16 protein-coding genes are annotated in these 17,952 nt (G+C 74.8%); 10 read left to right on the top strand and 6 right to left on the bottom strand.

Features of this window, described 5'->3' with window-relative positions:
• Window positions 1-140 precede the first annotated feature (140 nt).
• From mscL to ACIOJE_RS31355, 5 genes are all read left to right on the top strand, one after another.
• The gene (gene mscL / locus ACIOJE_RS31375; RefSeq protein ID WP_280685266.1) at window positions 141-590 is read left to right on the top strand and encodes a large conductance mechanosensitive channel protein MscL; all 450 of its coding nucleotides are present in this window, start codon (window positions 141-143) and stop codon (window positions 588-590) included.
• 371 nt (window positions 591-961) lie between these two features.
• Window positions 962-1,753: a DUF6643 family protein gene (locus ACIOJE_RS31370; RefSeq protein WP_400780845.1), complete on the top strand. Its 792-nt coding sequence runs from the start codon at window positions 962-964 to the stop codon at window positions 1,751-1,753.
• A 197-nt stretch (window positions 1,754-1,950) separates the two neighbouring features.
• Window positions 1,951-2,829, top strand: coding sequence for an MOSC domain-containing protein (locus ACIOJE_RS31365; RefSeq protein ID WP_280685265.1), 879 nt, complete (start codon window positions 1,951-1,953; stop codon window positions 2,827-2,829).
• A gap of 253 nt (window positions 2,830-3,082) precedes the next feature.
• On the top strand, window positions 3,083-5,512 hold the full coding sequence (locus ACIOJE_RS31360) for a right-handed parallel beta-helix repeat-containing protein (RefSeq protein ID WP_400780841.1): 2,430 nt from the start codon (window positions 3,083-3,085) through the stop codon (window positions 5,510-5,512).
• A gap of 41 nt (window positions 5,513-5,553) precedes the next feature.
• Window positions 5,554-5,889, top strand: coding sequence for a DUF6191 domain-containing protein (locus ACIOJE_RS31355; RefSeq protein ID WP_400780839.1), 336 nt, complete (start codon window positions 5,554-5,556; stop codon window positions 5,887-5,889).
• Between the two features lie 114 nt (window positions 5,890-6,003).
• Here the strand turns inward: ACIOJE_RS31355 and ACIOJE_RS31350 are convergent, their stop codons facing one another.
• Complete coding sequence (locus ACIOJE_RS31350) at window positions 6,004-7,134, bottom strand: PLP-dependent cysteine synthase family protein (RefSeq protein ID WP_400780837.1); 1,131 nt, start codon at window positions 7,132-7,134, stop codon at window positions 6,004-6,006.
• A 213-nt stretch (window positions 7,135-7,347) separates the two neighbouring features.
• Window positions 7,348-8,625, bottom strand: a complete 1,278-nt coding sequence (locus ACIOJE_RS31345) for an ROK family protein (protein WP_400780834.1) — start codon at window positions 8,623-8,625, stop codon at window positions 7,348-7,350.
• A gap of 41 nt (window positions 8,626-8,666) precedes the next feature.
• On the opposite strand from ACIOJE_RS31345, the gene ACIOJE_RS31340 reads away from it, so the two are divergent.
• Window positions 8,667-9,926, top strand: coding sequence for an MFS transporter (locus ACIOJE_RS31340; RefSeq protein ID WP_400780832.1), 1,260 nt, complete (start codon window positions 8,667-8,669; stop codon window positions 9,924-9,926).
• 111 nt (window positions 9,927-10,037) lie between these two features.
• Window positions 10,038-10,625 carry a HutD family protein gene (locus ACIOJE_RS31335; RefSeq protein WP_280685258.1) on the top strand — a complete coding sequence of 196 codons (588 nt, stop codon included), beginning with the start codon at window positions 10,038-10,040 and terminating at the stop codon, window positions 10,623-10,625.
• Between the two features lie 107 nt (window positions 10,626-10,732).
• Here the strand turns inward: ACIOJE_RS31335 and ACIOJE_RS31330 are convergent, their stop codons facing one another.
• The gene (locus ACIOJE_RS31330) at window positions 10,733-11,668 is read right to left on the bottom strand and encodes an esterase/lipase family protein (protein WP_400780828.1); all 936 of its coding nucleotides are present in this window, start codon (window positions 11,666-11,668) and stop codon (window positions 10,733-10,735) included.
• Window positions 11,669-11,848: 180 nt separating this feature from the next.
• Between ACIOJE_RS31330 and ACIOJE_RS31325 the strand changes: the two genes are divergently transcribed.
• Window positions 11,849-13,267 (top strand): PucR family transcriptional regulator, encoded by a 1,419-nt coding sequence (locus tag ACIOJE_RS31325; protein ID WP_400780825.1) that lies wholly within the window; start codon window positions 11,849-11,851, stop codon window positions 13,265-13,267.
• A 115-nt stretch (window positions 13,268-13,382) separates the two neighbouring features.
• On the opposite strand, the gene ACIOJE_RS31320 is transcribed toward ACIOJE_RS31325, so the two are convergent.
• On the bottom strand, window positions 13,383-14,138 hold the full coding sequence (locus ACIOJE_RS31320) for a DapH/DapD/GlmU-related protein (RefSeq protein WP_280685256.1): 756 nt from the start codon (window positions 14,136-14,138) through the stop codon (window positions 13,383-13,385).
• Between the two features lie 177 nt (window positions 14,139-14,315).
• Here ACIOJE_RS31320 and ACIOJE_RS31315 point away from each other — a divergent pair, with 177 nt between their 5' ends.
• Window positions 14,316-15,074 carry a maleylpyruvate isomerase family mycothiol-dependent enzyme gene (locus tag ACIOJE_RS31315; protein WP_400780822.1) on the top strand — a complete coding sequence of 253 codons (759 nt, stop codon included), beginning with the start codon at window positions 14,316-14,318 and terminating at the stop codon, window positions 15,072-15,074.
• Between the two features lie 99 nt (window positions 15,075-15,173).
• Here ACIOJE_RS31315 and ACIOJE_RS31310 read toward each other — a convergent pair whose 3' ends face one another.
• Complete coding sequence (locus ACIOJE_RS31310; RefSeq protein ID WP_400780820.1) at window positions 15,174-15,947, bottom strand: enoyl-CoA hydratase family protein; 774 nt, start codon at window positions 15,945-15,947, stop codon at window positions 15,174-15,176.
• Window positions 15,948-16,171: 224 nt separating this feature from the next.
• Here ACIOJE_RS31310 and ACIOJE_RS31305 point away from each other — a divergent pair, with 224 nt between their 5' ends.
• Window positions 16,172-16,576: a RidA family protein gene (locus ACIOJE_RS31305; RefSeq protein ID WP_400780818.1), complete on the top strand. Its 405-nt coding sequence runs from the start codon at window positions 16,172-16,174 to the stop codon at window positions 16,574-16,576.
• Between the two features lie 5 nt (window positions 16,577-16,581).
• On the opposite strand, the gene ACIOJE_RS31300 is transcribed toward ACIOJE_RS31305, so the two are convergent.
• Window positions 16,582-17,829, bottom strand: coding sequence for an MFS transporter (locus ACIOJE_RS31300; protein WP_400780816.1), 1,248 nt, complete (start codon window positions 17,827-17,829; stop codon window positions 16,582-16,584).
• Window positions 17,830-17,952: the final 123 nt, after the last annotated feature.

Below are 17,952 nucleotides of genomic sequence, written 5' to 3'. Positions count from 1 at the left end.
CCGGCACGGCCCGGGGCCGGTTACGCGGATCGGGTGAACGCGGTTGGACCTCGGCCCGGCCCGGTCGGCAGGATGTCCGGCCGGGGCGCCCGTCGCGCCGCCTCATCTCCCCCTTCCCCGTACGGATTTGGAGCCACCCGGTGTTCAAGGGATTCCGCAGCTTCCTGCTGCGCGGAAACGTGGTGGACCTCGCAGTCGGCATCGTGATCGGCGCGGCCTTCACCGCGGTGGTCACCGGGTTCGTCAGCGCCTTCCTCACCCCGCTCATCGGGGTCGCCACCGGCGCCGTCGGCGACTTCACCCAGAAGACCTTCGAGGTGGCCGGCACCCGGTTCCCGTACGGGGTCTTCGTCAACGCACTGATCGGGTTCGTGCTGATCGCCGCGGTGATCTACTTCGCCGTGGTGCTGCCGGTCGGCAGGCTGCAGGCGCGCTTCGAGTCGGCCAAGCCGGCGCCGGTCGCGAAGGTCGACTGCCCGGAGTGCCTGAGCTCGATCCCGGCCGCGGCGAGCCGCTGCTCCTTCTGCACCTCGGAGGTCTCCAGCCGGCCGGGCCTCCCGGCGCAGACGCAGGCGCTGCAGGCGCACTGACCGCAAGCACCGCGGACGCACTGGTCGCGGGCCTCCACGGCCGCTGACAGGGACTTTATTCCCGAAACATTCACGAGCCTCCGCCGCACCTTCGGCGGGGGCTCGAATGCGCCGGCGCACGCCCTGTCCGCAAAGTTTTCTCCGCCGGGTCCGGAACCGTCCACCGCCCGGTCACCGCAAGGGTTCGCGACGCCTCCGTCCGGGCACTGTTCGATCACTGACGGCGCGCCAAGGTTGTCCGGAACTGAACGCCGGTATGTCCGTTCTTCCTACTTTCGAAACCTTTGTGCGAGCGAAGACTGTGTAAACACTCGAACTGCTCCCCCTCCCGCTCTCCTCAGCAGGCTCGTTGTGGGCTTACCGTATGCCCCATGACCTCGCCCCGCTCCTACGACGGAGTCGGCTACCCCTCTCCGTCCTTTTCCTCCGGCACGCCGATTTACGACAGCCTCGTGGCTGAGCGCGGCGTCCCCCAGATCGCACCCATCAACGTGCCGGCCGCCCTGCCGCCGGCCCTGTCGTCCGGTTACGGGGCCACCGCCGGCCCGTCCTACGAGAACCGGTACGGCAACGGGTACGAGAGTGCCGGCAGCAACCTCCCCGCGCTGCCGCCCGCCCGCCTCGCCCTGGGCCCCGGCCCGAGCAGCGGTCCCTCCGCCGGTCCCGCCACGGCGTACATCCCCGCGCAGCCCGCACCGGCGTACGCCTCCGCGCCGCAGCCGCCCGTCCCCGGCTACAGCGGCCCCCAGCCGTACCAGCGACCGCAGCCCGCCGCACCGGCCTTCGCCCAGACCGCCAGCGGCGGCTACCAGCCGACCGGCGGCCAGAGCTTCGGCGGCCAGAACACCTTCATCGGCGGCCAGGGCGGCCAGCAGTCCTTCGGCGCGCAGCCGATCGGCGGACCGGGCGCGTTCGGCCCCGGGCAGCCGGGCGGCCAGCCGCAGGGCGGACCGCAGAGCTTCGGCGGCCAGCAGTCCTTCGGCGGCCCGAACCCGGCCGGCCCCGGCTACCAGGGCCAGGGCGGCGAGCAGGGCTTCGGCGGCGCCCAGCTGCGCCCGGCCATGGCGCCGGCCCGCCCGATGCAGCCGCAGCGCCCGGGCCCGTACGGCGAGCCCGGCCAGCACCAGGGCGGCGGCTACCAGCCGCAGGGCCAGGGCTACTGAGCCGCTGACACCCCAGGGCCGACCCCACCCGGCCCGCACCCGCACCACCTGAGCACCACCCGGCGCGCTCCTCGCGCCGGGCGTACGGAGAACGGGTCATCCACGGACCGCCCGGAACGCCCCCCACGGCGTCCCGGGCGGTCCGTGCGCGTACGGGGGCCTGCGGACCGCCGCGGCCGGGCTGGCAGGATGGGGGAATGCAGCTCACCGGACTCCACGTCTACCCCGTCAAGTCCATGTACCGCCTGAGCCCGGGCACCGCCGCCGTCGAGCCCTGGGGCCTGGCCGGAGACCGACGCTGGATGCTCGCCGACGCCACCGGGCGCTTCGTCAGCCAACGCGAGAACGCCGCCCTCGGCCAGATCCGGGCCGGGCTGCTCCCCGACGGCGCGCTCTCCCTCACCGCCCCCGGCGGCTCCCGGATCGAGGTCCCCGCCCCCGCCGTCGCCGCCGGCGACCCGCTCGCCGAGGTCGAGGTCTGGGGCACCCGCTTCCGCGCCGCCGAGGCCGCCAAGGACGCGCACCAGTGGATCGCCGAACACCTCGGCGACTACCGCCTGGTGCACCTGGACGACCCGCGGGCCCGGCCGGTCGACCCCGACTACTCCGAGCCCGGCAGCACGGTCTCGATGGCCGACGGCTTCCCGCTGCTGCTCACCACCACCGCTTCGCTGGACCGGCTCAACGAGCTGATCGCCGCCGAGCACCCGGACGGCCACGAGACCCTGCCGATGGAGCGCTTCCGCCCCAACGTCGTGGTGGGCGGCGCCGAGCCGTGGGCCGAGGACGGCTGGCGCCGGATCCGGATCGGCGACCTCACCTTCAAGGTGGTCAAGCCCTGCGGCCGCTGTGTCGTCACCACCACCGACCAGGAGAGCGGCGAGCGGCGCGGCCCCGAGCCGCTGCGCACCCTGGCCCGGCACCACCGGCTGCTGAAGAAGGCCGCGTTCGGCCAGAACCTGATCCCCGAGCGGCCGGCCGGCGTCACCGGCGACGCGCTCGGCACGCTGCGCGTCGGCGACGAGGTCGAGGTGCTGGAGGACGGGGCGCAGTGGCCGGCCGACGCGCGGGGGTGAACCAGCGGCGTGCCGGTCCACCGGCGCCCCCGGTGGCACCGACGCCCGGCGCCGACCTCGGAACCACGGCTGTGCGCGCTCGTTGAAACATGTGGTCGGAACCTGTGGCGAAGGCGCGAGCCCCCGGTGCCCGCGCGACCGCGGCCGACCGGACCACCCAGGCAGGCGCGCTACGGTGGGCGGGCCGACCGCGCGCCCCGCGGGTACGGCCCGTTGAACGCCGGCTCGACGAAGGTGGGGACGACAGACCGTCATGGCAGAGCACAGGGTCCGGGTCACCCAGGACAGCGCATCCCGCTGGCGTCGCCGCGCGGGCGAGTACGACACCCTCGCGGAGGCCCTCGCGGCCGCCGAACCGGGCGACACCGTGACCGTCCGGCCGGGGACGTTCCGGGAGAACGTACTGCTGGACAAGCCGGTGACGATCGTCCCGGCCCAGGGCCCGGGCACCGTCCGGATCGACCCGCCGTCCGGGGTGGCGCTGACCGTCACCGCCGACGCGACCGTCCGCGACCTCGTCGTCGAGGGCGGCGACAGCTCCACGCCGGCCGTCCTGATCACCGGGCCGCAGGTCGCGCCCGCGCTCAGCGGCTGCCGGATCGAGACCCGCTCCGCGACCGGCGTCGAGATCACCGACGGCGCCCGGCCGACCCTGCGCGGCTGCGTCGTCGCCAACCCGGCCGGGCTCGGGCTGCGCCTGCGCGGTCAGGGCACCGCCGCCGCCTTCGAGGACTGCGAGGTCGCCGCCGCGGGCCAGGCCGGACTCGCCGTCCTCGGTGGCGCCACCGCCGCCCTCGAACGCTGCCGGGTGCACCATGCCGCCGGCGCCGGCGTCCTGCTCTCCGACCCGGGCAGCGCCGCCGAACTGACCGGCTGCGAGATCTACGAGATCCGCGGCAGCGGCGTCCAGGCCGAGGCGCAGGCGGGCGGGCGGCTCGTCGACTGCGAGATCCACCGGGTCACCGGCAACGGCCTGACCCTGGACGGCGCGGCCGAACTCGTCCTCACCGGCTGCCGGGTGCACGACCTGCCGGAGAACGGCGCCGACCTGCGCGGCCGCTCCCGGCTCAGCCTCGCCAACAGCACCGTCCGGGACTTCGGGCGCGGGGCGCTCTCGGTCTGGGACCAGGGCACCGAGGCCGTCGCCGAGTCCTGCCGGATCCACGGCTCCACCGGCGAGTACCCGGCGCTGTGGGTCAGCGACGGCGCCCGGCTCACCCTCACCGACTGCTCGCTGTACGACCTGCCCGACGCGCTGTTCGTCCTGGACCGGGACTCCGCCGCCACCGCCGCCGACTGCTCCTTCAGCCGGATCCGCAGCTCGGCGGTCTCGGTCAGCGGCGGCGCGGCGGTGACCCTCACCGGCTGCCGGGTCCAGGAGGCCGGCACCGGCCTGTGGTTCCGCGACCACGGGAGCAGCGGGCTGCTCACCGACTGCGAGATCTCCGACGTGGCCACCGGGGTGATCGTCACCAAGGGCGCCGACCCGGTGCTGCGCGACTGCACCGTCCGGGCCAGCACCGACGCCGGGGTGTACGTCTCGGCGCAGGGGCGGGGCACCTTCGAGGACTGCCGGGTCTCGCACGGCAAGGGCTTCGGCTTCCACATCATCGACGGCTGCCGCACCCAGCTGACCCGCTGCCGGGCCGAGCAGAACGAGCGGGCCGGCTTCGAGTTCTCCGAGCCCGGGCCGGTCGCGCAGGGCTGCATCTCGGACGACGTCGGCCCGCCGCCCGGACCGCTCTCCGGCGCGGCCGAGCTGCCGGCCCCGCGCGCCGCCCACCTGGCCTCCGCCACGACCCCGTCGGCCGTGGCGACCGCGACCGCGCCGGCCGCCGCGCCGGTGATCTCCCCGATCCCGGACTGCCGACCCGCCGACGAGGCGCTCGCCGAGTTGGACGCGCTGGTCGGGCTCGCCACGGTCAAGCAGGAGGTGCGCACGCTCATCGACCTGATCTCGGTCGGCAAGCGCCGCCGCCAGGCCGGGCTCAAGGCGCCCTCGCTGCGCCGGCACCTGGTCTTCACCGGCGCACCCGGCACGGGAAAGACCACCGTCGCCCGGCTCTACGGCGAGATCCTCGCCGCGCTCGGGGTGCTCCAGCGCGGACACCTGGTCGAGGTGGCCCGGGTCGACCTGGTCGGCGAACACATCGGCTCCACCGCGATCCGCACCGCCGCCGCCTTCGACCGGGCGCGCGGCGGGGTGCTCTTCATCGACGAGGCGTACGCGCTCGCCCCCGAGGACGGCGCGCGCGACTTCGGGCGGGAGGCCATCGACACCCTGGTCAAGCTGATGGAGGACCACCGGGACGAGGTGGTCGTCATCGTGGCCGGCTACACCCTGGAGATGGAGCGCTTCCTCTCCGCCAACCCCGGCGTCTCGTCCCGCTTCTCACGCACCATCACCTTCCCCGACTACACGGCGGAGGAGCTGCTGGAGATCGCCCGGGCCCAGTGCGCCGAGCATGAGTACGCGCTCGCCGAGGCGACCGAGGGCGTGCTACTCGACCACTTCGGCCGGCTGGAGCGCGGCCCCAACTTCGGTAACGGGCGCACCGCGCGGCAGGTCTTCGAGACCATGGTCGAGCGGCACGCGATGCGGGTCGCCCACCTCGCGGCCCCCTCCACCGAGGAGCTCCAACTCCTCGTCCCGGCCGACCTGCCGAGCGCGCCGCTGCCCTGACGCCGGGAACTCGCCACTGCGGCCCGGGCGTTGGGGCGGTCATGGGCATGATTCTGACAGGTGCGGCGGGCGGATTGCTGCTGCCGGCCGGGCTGGTGGTGCTGTTCTTCCTCGGCGCGGTGGTGCGACGACTGCGGGTCGGCCCGGCTACGGGCTCGACGGGGACTGCGGGTTCGGCGGGTGGACGCGGCGCGGGCGCGACGGCGACGGAGGAGCTGCACGCGCTGCTCTACCCGAGCAAGCGCGTGCAGCTGGAGCAGCGCCGGGTCGAGCTGGTGCTGCGGGACGACGAGCACGACGGCGCACCGGCGCGCACCGGGATCGACCTCGCGGGTGGGCGAGCGGTCATCCGGCGGAGCGGGCGGGCGGGCGGGTGAGGGCGAGGGCAGCGGCGAACAGATAACAGAATCTGTTCGCTGAAATCTGTTATCTGTTTGCTGTCATCTGTTCGCCGCCCGCCGTCAGCTCTCAGCCGTCCGCCCGCGTCGGCGTCAGCCCGTCCAGACGCCGCCGGCGAGGAAGGACTCCACCGCGGCCCGGTACGGCGCGATGTCGATCCGCTCGCCGGCCAGCCAGTCGTCCGAGTAGTACTTGTCCAGGTAGCGGTCGCCCGGGTCGCAGATCAGGCCGACCACGCTGCCCCGCTCCCCCGCCGCCCGCATCTCGGCGACGATCTTCAACGCGCTCCACAGGCCCGTCCCGGTGGACGCCCCCGCCTTCTTGCCGAGCACCTGCTCCAGCACCCGTACGGCGGCGATCGAGGCGGCGTCCGGCACCTTCATCATCCGGTCAATCGCCCCCGGCACGAAGCTCGGCTCCATCCGGGGCCGTCCGATGCCCTCGATCCGCGAGCCCCGCTCGCAGACGGCCTCCGGATCGTGGTGCACCCAGCCGTCGAAGAAGCAGGAGTTCTCCGGGTCCGCGACGCAGATCCGGGTGTCGTACTGCATGTAGTGCACGTACCGGGCGATGGTCGCCGAGGTGCCGCCCGTACCGGCGGTGGCGACGATCCAGGTCGGCTCGGGGTGCGGCTCCAGGCACAGTTGGGCGAAGACCGACTCGGCGATGTTGTTGTTGCCGCGCCAGTCGGTGGCCCGCTCGGCGTAGGTGAACTGGTCCATGTAGTGCCCGCCGGTGTTCGCGGCGAGCCGGGCGGAGGCCTCGTACACCTCGTCCGGGCGGTCGACGAGGTGGCACTCGCCGCCGTGGAACTCGATCAGGTCGATCTTGGCCTGGCTGGTGCTCTTGGCCATGACGGCGATGAACGGCACCCCGACGAGCTGCGCGAAGTACGCCTCGGAGACGGCGGTGGAGCCGCTGGAGGCCTCGATCACCGGCTTGCCGGGGCGGATCCAGCCGTTGCAGAGCCCGTAGAGGAAGAGCGAGCGGGCGAGGCGGTGCTTGAGCGAGCCGGTCGGGTGGGTGGACTCGTCCTTGAGGTAGAGGTCGATCCCCCACTCGGTCGGCAGCGGGAAGCGCAGCAGGTGGGTGTCGGCGGAGCGGTTGGCGTCGGCCTGGACCTTGCGCACCGCCTCCTTGAGCCAGTCGCGGTACTGCGGATCGGTCCGGTCGACGTCGACGGTCGGCTCGACGTCGTATGTTCTGCCCGGCTGGGTGCTCATGGCCACTCTCCCTCGTCGCGACCCCCCACTGCTCACTACGAGTGTATGAGAGTCACGATAAGTGACCGTTTCCGAAGGGACAGCTTCCGCTTATCGCCCCTGCCGCGCGGCCTGCCCCGAGCCCTGCCGCCGTCCCGAGCCCCGCCGCCGCCGCGCGACCTGCCACCACCCCGAGCCCCGCCCCTGCCGCGCGGCCCCGCCGCCGCCCCGCCGTCAGCCCGCCGTCACCGACTGCGGGTCCGCCAGGTACGGCCCCCACGCCAGCTCCGCCGCACCCGCAAGGGCCCCGTGCGCCAGCTTCGCGCCGACGATCGGCACCCGTCCGCTGCGCCCCCACAGGCTGCGCTCGGCGACCACCGCGCGCAGCCGCCCGGGCGCGGCCTCCAGCAGGTCGCGGTGGAGTCCGCTGAGGACCACCCGGTCGGGGTTGAGGATGTTGGCGACACCGGCCAGTCCGAGCCCCAGCCGGTCGATGACGTGCTCCACGGCGGCCCGCGCGCGTTCGTCACCGGCGGCCGCCTGGCACAGTTCGCGCGCCTGGTCGAGCAGCGGGCGTCCCGGTTCGGGGGTGAGCCCGGCGGCGGCGAACAGCGCGTCGGGGTCGGTCTCGGAGTTGAGGCAGCCCCGGTTTCCGCACTGGCAGGGACGGCCCTGCGGGTCGACGGTGAGATGGCCGACCTCCAGGGCGAGGCCGGCGCTGCCGGTGTGCAGGTGGCCGTCGATCACCAGCGCGCCGCCGACGCCGCGGTGGCCGGAGGTGACCAGGAGCAGGTGGCGGGCGCCGCGCCCGGCGCCGTGCCGGTACTCGGCGAGCGCGGCGAGGTTGGCGTCGTTGGCGATCGCGGTGGGCAGCGGGCGGAGGGCACCGGGGCCGTGGTCGGCGCGGCCCACCTCGACGTCGTACAGGTCGGCGACCGGGGTGCCGCTGGGCCAGGCGAAGTGCAGTGCGGCGAGCGCGGCACCGTCCGGTTCGGTGACCGGGTTGGGCAGGGCGAGCGCGGCGCCGAGGCAGCGCCGCGTGGTGGAGCGGGCGAGTTCGGCGCCCGCCTCGGCGACGGCGCGCAGCATCCGGACCGGGTCGGTGGCCGCGGGCAGCGGCAGATGGACGGGCGGGTCGAGCAGGCCGCCGAGGCCGGCCAGGGTGACGCTCAGCCCGTCGGCGTGGATCTGCCCGGCGACCACGACCGGGCCCTGCGGGTCGATCGCGAGCCGGTGCGAGGGCCGGCCGCGTCCGCCGCCGGCCGGGCGCGAGTCGACGGTGATCAGGCCGAGCGCCTCCAGTTCGGCCGTGACGGCCCCGGCGGTGGCCCGGGTGACGTCCAGCGCGCGGGTGAGCGCCGAGCGGGTGGGCGTCTGGCCGGTGTGGATGAGCGAGAGTGCGGGGCCGAGCAGCGTCCGACCGCGGTCGGGGGCCGCGCGGCGGTGGGCGTCGCGCTGCGCTTCGAGGTCGGTCCCGGAACCTGGTCGCGGACTTGAAGGTGAGAGCTGCACGCCCCTATTGTGACTTTGTGCCGCTTCGAAACAAAATCCGCTTGCATCCTCGGCCGGACCCGGCCTCCTCCCAGTCTCGCAGCACACCCCCCGGAACCGACAGCCCCTGGGGCGCCGCACGGCTCGCGCTCACCGCGTTCTTCGCCGTCGACGGCTTCCTCTTCGCCGCCTGGGTGGTCCGCATCCCGGACGTCCGCAGCCAGGTCAGCGCCTCGCACAGCGCCCTCGGGCTCGCCCTGCTCTGCCTGTCGATCGGCGCCGTCCTCACCATGCCGCTGGTCGGGCGGCTGTGCCTGCGCTACGGCTCGCGCCCGGTGACCGTCGGCTCGCTCGCCCTGCTCAGCCTCGTCGTCCCCCTGCCCGCGCACGCCCACTCGGTCGCCGCGCTCGGCGGCGTGCTGCTGCTCTTCGGCGCCGGGTACGGCGGCGCCAACGTCGCGATGAACAGCGCAGCCGTCGATCTGGTGGCACAGCTTCGACGGCCCGTCATGCCCAGCTTCCACGCGGGTTACAGCCTCGGCGGCCTGCTCGGCGCGGGCATCGGCGGGCTGCTCGCCGGATCGCTGAGCACCGCCTGGGCGCTCGCGCTCGGCGGACTGCTCGGCCTCGCCGTCACCGCCGCCGCGGGCGTCGTCCTGCTGCGCAGCCCGGCCGCGCCACTGATCGCGCCCGGCCGCACGGGCGACGGCCGCAGCGACGACGGCACCAGCGCCAGCACCAGCACCAGCACCGAGACCGCGAGCACCGCCGGTCGCGCAGCGCCGCACCTGCGCCTGCTCGTCCTGCTGCTCGGCCTCACCGCGATGTGCACCGCGTACGGCGAGGGCGCGATCGCGGACTGGACCACGCTCCACCTCACCGACGATGTCCACGCCAGCCCCGGGACGGCCGCCGCCGGGTACGCCGCGTACGCGTTCGCCATGACCAGCGGGCGGGTCGGCGGCACCTGGCTGTCCATCAAGCTCGGCCAGACCAGGCTGATGCTGCTCGGCGGGCTGACCGCGGCGGCCGGCATGCTGGTCGCCGCGCTCGCCCCGGTGGTGCCGCTGGCCGTCTGCGGCTTCGTCCTGGTCGGCCTCGGCCTCGCCAACCTCTTCCCGCTCGCGATCGCCCGGGCCGGCGCGGCGGGCGGCCCGCAGGGCGTCGCGCTCGCCTCGACGCTCGGGTACGGCGGGATGCTGATCGGTCCGGTGGTGATCGGCTTCCTCGCCGACGCGGCCGGGCTGCCGATGGCCCTGACCACCGTCGCGGTGGCCGCCACGGCGGCGGCGCTCCTGCCGCTGGCCGTCGGACGGCGCTGACGGGCCCGGTCAGCCTGACGCGGCGGACGCGGCGGACGGCGCTGATGCGGCTGATACGGCTGACGGCGCCTCGGCGTGGCCGCTCGCGGACGTGGTGGCAGGATGCGAGCCATGACGACCAGCGGACGGATCCAGATACTGCGGGCGGACGAGCGCCCGGCCACGACGTGGCTCAACGGGGGCGGGGTGACCAGAGAGGTCGCCGGTTTCCCCACCGGGGCCGGGCTGGACGCGTTCGACTGGCGGGTCAGCCTCGCGGACGTCGCGTCGGCCGGGCCGTTCTCGCCGTTCCCCGGCGTCGACCGGGTGATCACCCTGGTCGAGGGTCCCGGCATGACGCTCACCGTCGACGGCGCCGAGCACCTCGTCGACATGCCCTTCCGTCCCTTCGCCTTCCCCGGTGACGCCGCGACGGACTGCCGGCTGCCGGCCGGTCCGGTGGTCGACTTCAACGTGATGACCCGCCGCGGCCGGGTCGGCGCCACCGTGGACGTGCTCACCGCGCCGGCCGCCGTGGACGTCCCGCCGGAGGCGACCGTCCTGCTGGTCTGCCTCGCCGGTGGGGCCGTCGTCGGCGACGAAGCCGTGCTCGACCGCTTCGACGCCGCCCTGCCGGCGGGGCCCGGCACGTGCGAAGTCCGGGTCCGGACCGGCGGAGCCGTCGCCGTGGTCACCCTCCGCTCGACGCCCGCGCCCTGACGCCTACGCACTGACGCCCGATCTCCAACGCTCGATCTCCAACGCCGCCGACGACGACGCCCCGGCTCGGGGGGCCTCCCGGGCCGGGGCGTCGCGGCGTGCTCGGCTCAGCCGCAGAACACCGGTGTGGCGCGGGCCGGGTCCAGGGCGTTGGTGACCAGGTGCAGCGCCGTCGGCGAGAACGCGATCGCCACGTGCTCGGCGAGCGTGATCGGGCAGTGGTCCTGCAGCACCTCGTTGTCGACGTTCGGGCCGGTCAGGAACTGGGTCCGCCACGGGGTGACGACCTCGTCGTACACGGTCGAGATCACGGTGTAGCTCACGCCGGGCACGGTGTCCGGACGGGAGGCCATCGTGCGGTTGAAGTCCGACCCCACCGCCTGGTCCCGGCAGGCTTGGCAGACGGTGTAGATCAGGTCCGCGGCGCCGGGGAAGTACGGCACGAGCTTGGTGATCCCGTCGAGCGTCGTGCCGTGGTTGGACGGCGCCAGGCCGACCAGTCGGCCGACCTTGGCGGCGCCGCCGAGGAACTTCAGGTAGTAGTTCGGCAGCATGCCGCCCTGCGAGTGCCCGACGATGTCGACCTTGGCCGCTCCCGTCGCGTTCAGCACCAGGTCGACGAACCGGCCGAGTTGGGCCGCCGACTCGGGCACCGGGCCGAGACCGCCGATCGGCAGCAGCAGGCCGCTGCCGCTGGAGGTGATGCCGGGGATGGTGCCGTAGTCGAGGGCGAAGACGCAGTACCCGAGGCCCTTCAGCAGCGGGGAGAGCGTGAGCCAGTTCTCGTAGCGGTTGGCGAAGGTGCCGTGCACGAGGACCACCGGGTCGGGGTGGGCGGCGGTCGGCCGGCAGCTCCAGTCGTTGGCGCCGGGCGGCGAGGCCACCGAGTCGCCGTCGGGCGGCAGTTCGGCGACAGACGGGGTGCGGCCGGAGGCGGTGGCGGAGGGGGCGGCCGCCACGGCAGGCCTGCCAGGCGCGGCGGACGCGGCACTCGCCGGAGCCGTCGTCGCGCCGACCAGCAGCGCCCCTGCCAGCAGGGTCACGCCGAAGGCTCCTCCGAGCCTACGACGCAAGGGAGTTGCGGAGAAGCAGAGAAGTGGGGTTCTCAACTGTTGCCTCCACGGCGGATTTTTGTTACCAACAGGTAACCCGAGTGGCTCCATCATGCGGTCGCCCCTCCGGCCCGGCCCTTGGGCGTTCCCCAGACCTGGACGGTGTTCTCTGTGACCGGTCACAATGCACCCGACCGCCCGCCCGGCGCCGTACCCGACGCCGCCCCCCACAGGGCGTCCGACCCCTCACCCGGCGCCACGCCCCACACCGCGCCCAACACCACCCCCAGCGACAAGCCCGGCGCCACGCCCGGCTGGCACGTCCCGTTGATCGGCGGCCGACCGGCCGACCGGCGACTCCTGGGCGGTGTACGCGAGTTGGCCGAGACCGTGGTCGCCGCCCTGCTGGACCGCGTACCGGTCTACCGCCGCCTTCCCCGCGAGCAGCTGACCGGCGAACTCACCCGCGACACCGAGCTCCGGATCCGCGCCCTCGCCCACGCCGTCCGCACCGGACTCCCCGCCCCCGACGAGGAGTTCACCGCCGTCCGGGAGGCCGCCACCCGCCGCGCCGAGGAGGGTCTGCCGCTGGACGCCGTCCTGCTCGCCCACCACATCGGGCTGGAGGTCTGCTGGGAGTTCATCACCCGGCACGCCCGCGACGGCGACGCCGCCGACCTACTCGCCCTCAACCGGCTGCTGCTCGACCAGCTCCGCCAGGCCACCACCGCCGCCGGCTCCGGCTACCTCGACGAACGCCGGCCGACCGGCGACCGGCGCAGCAGCGCCCGGCAGTCCCTCCTCATCGCGCTGCTCGCCGGCACCCCGGCGGACGAGGCCGCCGCCCGGGCCGGGCTCCGGCTGCCGCCCCGGTACGCCGTCCTCTGCCTGTCCGTCGCCGACCACCCCGACGAGACCGCCGCCGGCGTCGACCCGGGCGTCGCCGCCCGCCGCAAGCTGCGCCGCCTCGTCGCCGAACTCGACCATCGCACGCGGCAGTCGGCGCTCACCGCGCTCACCCCCTCGGGCGGCCTCGTCCTCGTCCCGCTCGGCGCGACCCGGGACGAACGGCCCGAGCGGCCGTCCGAGCACGCCTGCGCACCCGACGGGACCCCGTGGCAGCAGCTCGCCGCCACCGTCGCCGCGACGGCCCGGGCCGCGGGCACCCCCGTCCTGGCCGCGGCGGCGGCCGCCGCACCCGCCGAGGTGCCCGGCGCGGCCGCGCTGGCGTACGAAGTCCTGGACGTGGCCCGCGCGTTCGGCCGCCCACCCGGTCTCCACCGGCTCGACGACGTGCTGCTCGAATACCAGCTCACTCGCCCCAGCCAGGCCCGTTCCCGCCTCGCCGCACTGCTCGAACCGCTCGCCGACGGCGGCGAGTTGCTCACCACCCTGCGCACCCACCTGGCCGGCGGTCTCAACCGGAGACACACCGCGAGCGCCCTGCACCTGCACCCGAACACCGTCGACTACCGGCTGCGCCGGATCGCCGCCCTCACCGGCCTGGACCCCGCCCGCCCCGCCGACCTGTTGCGGATCGCCGCCGCGATCGCCGCCCGCACCGCCGAACAGGCCACGCCCGTCCGGTAGTCCACCGCCACCACCAGCACCAGGGTCGGCGCCAGGACCCACGCCGGGGGCCGCCCCGCCGACCTCGGTGCCCCGGAATCCCGGGACACCGGGATCCGGGACCAGGGACCAGGGCCTAGGCCGTCTCCCCCGGCAGCCGCAGGTCCCACCCCACCAGGGCCCGCAGCTGCTCCGCCGTCACGCCGTCCGGCACCGGCTGGGGCGCGTCGTGGCGCAGCGGCGGCTGCCAGCCCTCCTCGGACGTCCAGCGGCGGACCACCTTGGCCGGCGCCCCGGCCACCACGCTGTGGTCGGGCACCTCGCCGCGCACCACCGCGCCCGCCGCGACCACCACGTTGCGGCCGATCCGGGCGCCCGGCAGGATCACCGCGCCGGTGCCGATCCAGCTCCCGGCGCCGATCTCCACCGGCTCGTTGCGCGGCCACTGCTTGCCGATCGGCAGGTCGGTGGACCGGTACTCGTGCGTCTGGTCGGAGATGTAGACGCCGGGACCGGTCCACACGTCGTCGCCGAGGACGATGGACTGGTGGCCGACGATGTGGCTGTCCCGGCCGATCACGCAGCCGCCGCCGATCCGGACGATCGGCTCGGGCCCGAGGTCGAGGCCGGGCAGGAAGCCGGCGCTGATGGTGACCCGCTCGCCGATGATCGAGAACGGTCCGATGGTGATCCACTGCTCGTTGAACACCGCCCCGAGCGGGAACGCCAGCGTCGTGCCGTCCCCCAACTCGCCGAACCGGTACGGGCCCGGGCTCTGCCGGGTGACCGCGCCGGTCCGCTGCACCCAGCGCCAGCCCCGATGGACGAGGCGACCGGTGGCCCGGCGGCCGCCGGACCGGACGGCGGAGAGCAGCGAACGGGTTATCGACATGCGCTCACGTTACCGGCCCGTAGGATCCGACCGGCCGCCGGGCGGCCAACATCACACCGGAGCCGCGCCCGCCGTGACCTGCGGCCTCGCACGCCTCCCGCAGCCGGATCCGGCCATCCGCCCGGGCAGGTCCGAAAACCGCGAACGACGGTGGGTTCCGGTGGAACACTGCCTCCCATGGAGATCACCGAACACATCGACGCACTGCGCCGCGAGGGCGTCCTGCTCGCCGAGGCCGCCGCCCGGACCGACCTCGCCGCCCCCGTACCGACCTGCCCGGAGTGGCAGCTGAGCGACCTGCTGCGGCACGTCGGCCAGGTCCACCGCTGGGCAACCGCCTACCCGTCCCGGGGCCTGCACGCTCCCCTGGACGAGGAGGGCCGCCGTGCCGCCATCGGGCCGGACCCGTCGGACGCCGCACTGCTCGACTGGTTCCGCGAGGGCCACGCCGCCCTGGTGGACGCGCTCACCCTGGCCCCGGCCGACGTCGACTGCTGGAGCTTCCTGCCGTCGACCAGCCCGCTCGCGTTCTGGGCCCGTCGCCAGGCGCACGAGACCGCCGTCCACCGCTTCGACGCCGACGCGGCGGCCGGCACCGAAGGCCCCAGGCTGGACGCCGCGCTCGCCCTCGACGGCATCGACGAACTGCTGCGCGGCTTCACCGTCCTCAGCCGGTCCAAGCTGCGCAGCGAACGGCCCCGCACCGTAGACGTCCGGACGACGGACGGCCCCGGCTCCTGGCGCGTGACGATCACCCAGGAGCCGCCGGCCGCCACCACGGGCGGGGCCGCCAACCCGGCCGACCTCACCCTCACCGGCCCCGCCCACGACCTGTACCTGCTGCTGTGGAACCGGCTCCCGGTCGGCCCGGCGCGGGTCGAACTCGACGGCGACGAGGCGCTGCTCGACCTCTGGCAGGAGACGGCGGCCATCTGAGACCGGGGCGCGCGGCGGAGGCCAGGCGGGGCGGGCGGCGGGGCCAGGCGGGGCCGGGGGCGGGGCCGGGGGCGGGGGCGGGGCCGGGGCAGCTGGGGGTCAGCGCACCCAGCGCGCGGGCCGCTTCTCCAGGAACGCCCGCATCCCCTCCTGCGCCTCCGCCGACCCGAACAGCCGCGCCGACAGCTCCACCAACTCGTCCGCGTCCCGCTCGAAGGACCGCACCACCTCGGCGTTGGCCAGCCGCTTCGACTCCGCCAGCCCCTGCGGGGAGCCCTGGCGCAGCGCGTCCAGCAGGCCCTTCAGCGCGACCCCGGTGTCCTCGGCGGACTCGGTGGCGCGGGTGATCAGACCGATCCGGGCGGCCTCGGCGGCGTCGAAGACCTCGCCGGTGAGGTAGTAGCGGGAGGCGGCGCGCGGCTCCAGCTTGGGGCGCAGCGGCAGCGAGATCACGGCGGGCGCGAGGCCGAGCCGGACCTCGGTGAACGCGAAGGTGGCGGCCGGCCCGGCCAGGGCGAGGTCCGCCGCGCCGACCAGGCCGAGGCCGCCGGCCCGGACGTGCCCGTCGATCACCGCGATCACCGGCTTGGTGCAGTCCACGATCGCCCGCTGCAGCTCGACCAGGCCGCGCGGACCGACCGTCGGGTCCGCACCGGTCGCCTCGGACAGGTCCGCGCCCGCGCAGAACACCTTGCCGGTGTGCCCGAGCACCACGGCCCGGACCTCCGGGTCGGCCGCGGCGACCGCCAGGCCGGCGTGCAGTTCGGCCATCAGGCGGGTGGAGAGCGCGTTGCGGTTGTGCGGCGAGTCGAGGGTGATCGTGGTGACGGCGTCGGCGGTGGTGACGCGGACGAGGGGCTCTGCGCTGGTCATCGGCGGGGCCTGCCTTCCGGCTGAGGGTGGGTCGGACTGCCGCGCCGCCCGGGGTGGCCGGACGACGCCCGGACGACTCTGGCACGCCCACCCGCCCCTCGACCAGAGCCACCCCCGCCGGATCCGGCGTCGGCGCATCCGGCACCGGTGCATCCGGCGCCGGCGTGACGCCGACCGCGAAACGGGGGTGCGCCGCGTACTCGGGCTGGGCCACGATGAGCGCCATGACCACCACGCACCTCACCCACCTCACCGAGCCGCCCGGAGTCGCCCCCGGTACCGGCTACACCCAGGTCGTCACCGGCACCGGTCGGCTGGTCCAGGTCTCCGGTCAGGTCGCCTTCGACGAGCACCGGAACCTGGTCGGCGTGGGCGACCCGAAGGCACAGGCGCGCCAGGTCTTCGAGAACCTGCGCCGCTGCCTGGCCGCCGCCGGGGCCGACTTCTCCGACGTCGTGAAGTTCACCATCTTCGTGACCGACATCGGCTACCTCCCGGCCATCCGCGAGGCCCGCGACGAGCACGTGAACACCGCCTGCCCGCCGGCCAGTTCGGCGGTGCAGGTCGCGGCGCTCTTCCTGCCCGAGGTGCTGATCGAGATCGAGGCCCTCGCGATCGTCCAGGAGTAGCCGCCTCACCTCCCCTCGGCGTCCCCGCCCCGCCGCCCGGCCCACCGGACGGCGGGGCCCATCGCCAGACCCGCCGCCGCCAGTACCGCGCCCAGCACCGCCCAGCCCACCAGGCCGAACCCGATCACGGCGGTGCTGACCAGCGCCGGACCGGCCATCAGCGCCGCCGCCGAACCCGCGTTGTACACGCCCTGGTAGGCGCCGTGGTCGCGCTCCCCCGCGAGGTCGTAGCTGAGCGCCCAGCCGCCCGCCTGGCCGAGCACCTCGGCCAGCGACTGCAGCGCGACCCCGCCGAGCACCACCACGGCCGCGACGATCGTGGGCAGGCCGTGCGCGAGGGCGATGACCAGGCACGAGGCGGCGAGCAGCAGACCCGCCCGGCCGCAGAGCCGGGCGGCCGTCGCCCGGTCCTCGGTCCCCCGGGTGGCCCGCACCTGAAGGGCGATCACCAGCAGGGTGTTGACGATCAGGGTGCCCGCGACGGTGATCCGGGGCGCGTCGGTGTCCTGGACGATCCACAGCGGCACGCCGACCTCCAGGACGGCGAACTGCAGCCCGAGGACCGCGTTCAGCACCGTCACCACCAGGAACGGGCCGTCCCGCAGCGCCGGGTTACGCCGCTTCCCCGGCCGGACTCCCTCCGTCGCCGGGTCCACGGACGGCGCCACCTGCCCCGGGTGCCCGAGGTCGGGGAGGCGGTGGAACAGCACGGCGACAACCGTGAAGGAGACGGCGTCGGCCAGAATCGCCGTCAGATAGACGGGCCGGGTGTCCACCTGGAGCGCGATCGCGCCGACGGCCGTCCCCACGCAGATGCCGACGTTGGTCACCACCCGCAGATAAGCGCGGCCTGCCACTCGGCGGTCGGGCGGCAGCACCTCGGCGTAGAGGGCGTTCCGCACCGCGGCCGACCCGCGGTCGACGGCGGAGACCCCGCAGGCCAGCACCACGAAGGCTGGATAGCTGTGCACCAACGTGTACCCGGCGGTGCCGACCGCCTCCGCCGCGACCAGCACCACCAGCACCCGGCGGGCTCCCCAGCGGTCGGCGGCCCGCCCGGCCGGCACGCTGGCGGCGACCCCGCACAGGCCTGCGGCGGTCATCCCGAGGCCCAGCTGGGCGGCGCTCAGGCCGAGCACCCGGGTGAAGAACAGCACCGCGACGGACAGGGACAGGCCGTTGCCCACGGTGTTGACCAGGGTGATCCCGGCCAGCCGCCGGACCATCGGGTCGGGGTGCAACCGTCGTCGCACGGCCCCGAACGGCCCACCGGCTCCAGCGCTTGTGGCGCTTCCGGTGGCTCCGGTGGCTCCGACGCTTCCGGTGCTTCCGGTGCTTCCGGTGCTTCCGGTGCTTCCGGGCATGGCGGGGTCAGA

This window comes from Kitasatospora sp. NPDC087861, assembly GCF_044742585.1.
Classification (GTDB): domain Bacteria; phylum Actinomycetota; class Actinomycetes; order Streptomycetales; family Streptomycetaceae; genus Kitasatospora.
Note: the sequence above shows the minus strand (reverse complement) of the source record. Positions and strands in the feature narration are given on the sequence as shown.

What these genes read in the sequence shown, in the direction of transcription:
- ACIOJE_RS31320 (WP_280685256.1), bottom strand. Translation starts at nt 14,138, where the DNA reads ATGTCGATAACCCGTTCGCTGCTCTCCGCCGTCCGGTCCGGCGGCCGC.
- ACIOJE_RS31370 (WP_400780845.1), top strand. Translation starts at nt 962, where the DNA reads ATGACCTCGCCCCGCTCCTACGACGGAGTCGGCTACCCCTCTCCGTCC.
- ACIOJE_RS31315 (WP_400780822.1), top strand. Translation starts at nt 14,316, where the DNA reads ATGGAGATCACCGAACACATCGACGCACTGCGCCGCGAGGGCGTCCTG.
- ACIOJE_RS31305 (WP_400780818.1), top strand. Translation starts at nt 16,172, where the DNA reads ATGACCACCACGCACCTCACCCACCTCACCGAGCCGCCCGGAGTCGCC.
- ACIOJE_RS31360 (WP_400780841.1), top strand. Translation starts at nt 3,083, where the DNA reads ATGGCAGAGCACAGGGTCCGGGTCACCCAGGACAGCGCATCCCGCTGG.
- ACIOJE_RS31350 (WP_400780837.1), bottom strand. Translation starts at nt 7,134, where the DNA reads ATGAGCACCCAGCCGGGCAGAACATACGACGTCGAGCCGACCGTCGAC.
- ACIOJE_RS31365 (WP_280685265.1), top strand. Translation starts at nt 1,951, where the DNA reads ATGCAGCTCACCGGACTCCACGTCTACCCCGTCAAGTCCATGTACCGC.
- ACIOJE_RS31335 (WP_280685258.1), top strand. Translation starts at nt 10,038, where the DNA reads ATGACGACCAGCGGACGGATCCAGATACTGCGGGCGGACGAGCGCCCG.
- ACIOJE_RS31355 (WP_400780839.1), top strand. Translation starts at nt 5,554, where the DNA reads ATGGGCATGATTCTGACAGGTGCGGCGGGCGGATTGCTGCTGCCGGCC.
- ACIOJE_RS31310 (WP_400780820.1), bottom strand. Translation starts at nt 15,947, where the DNA reads ATGACCAGCGCAGAGCCCCTCGTCCGCGTCACCACCGCCGACGCCGTC.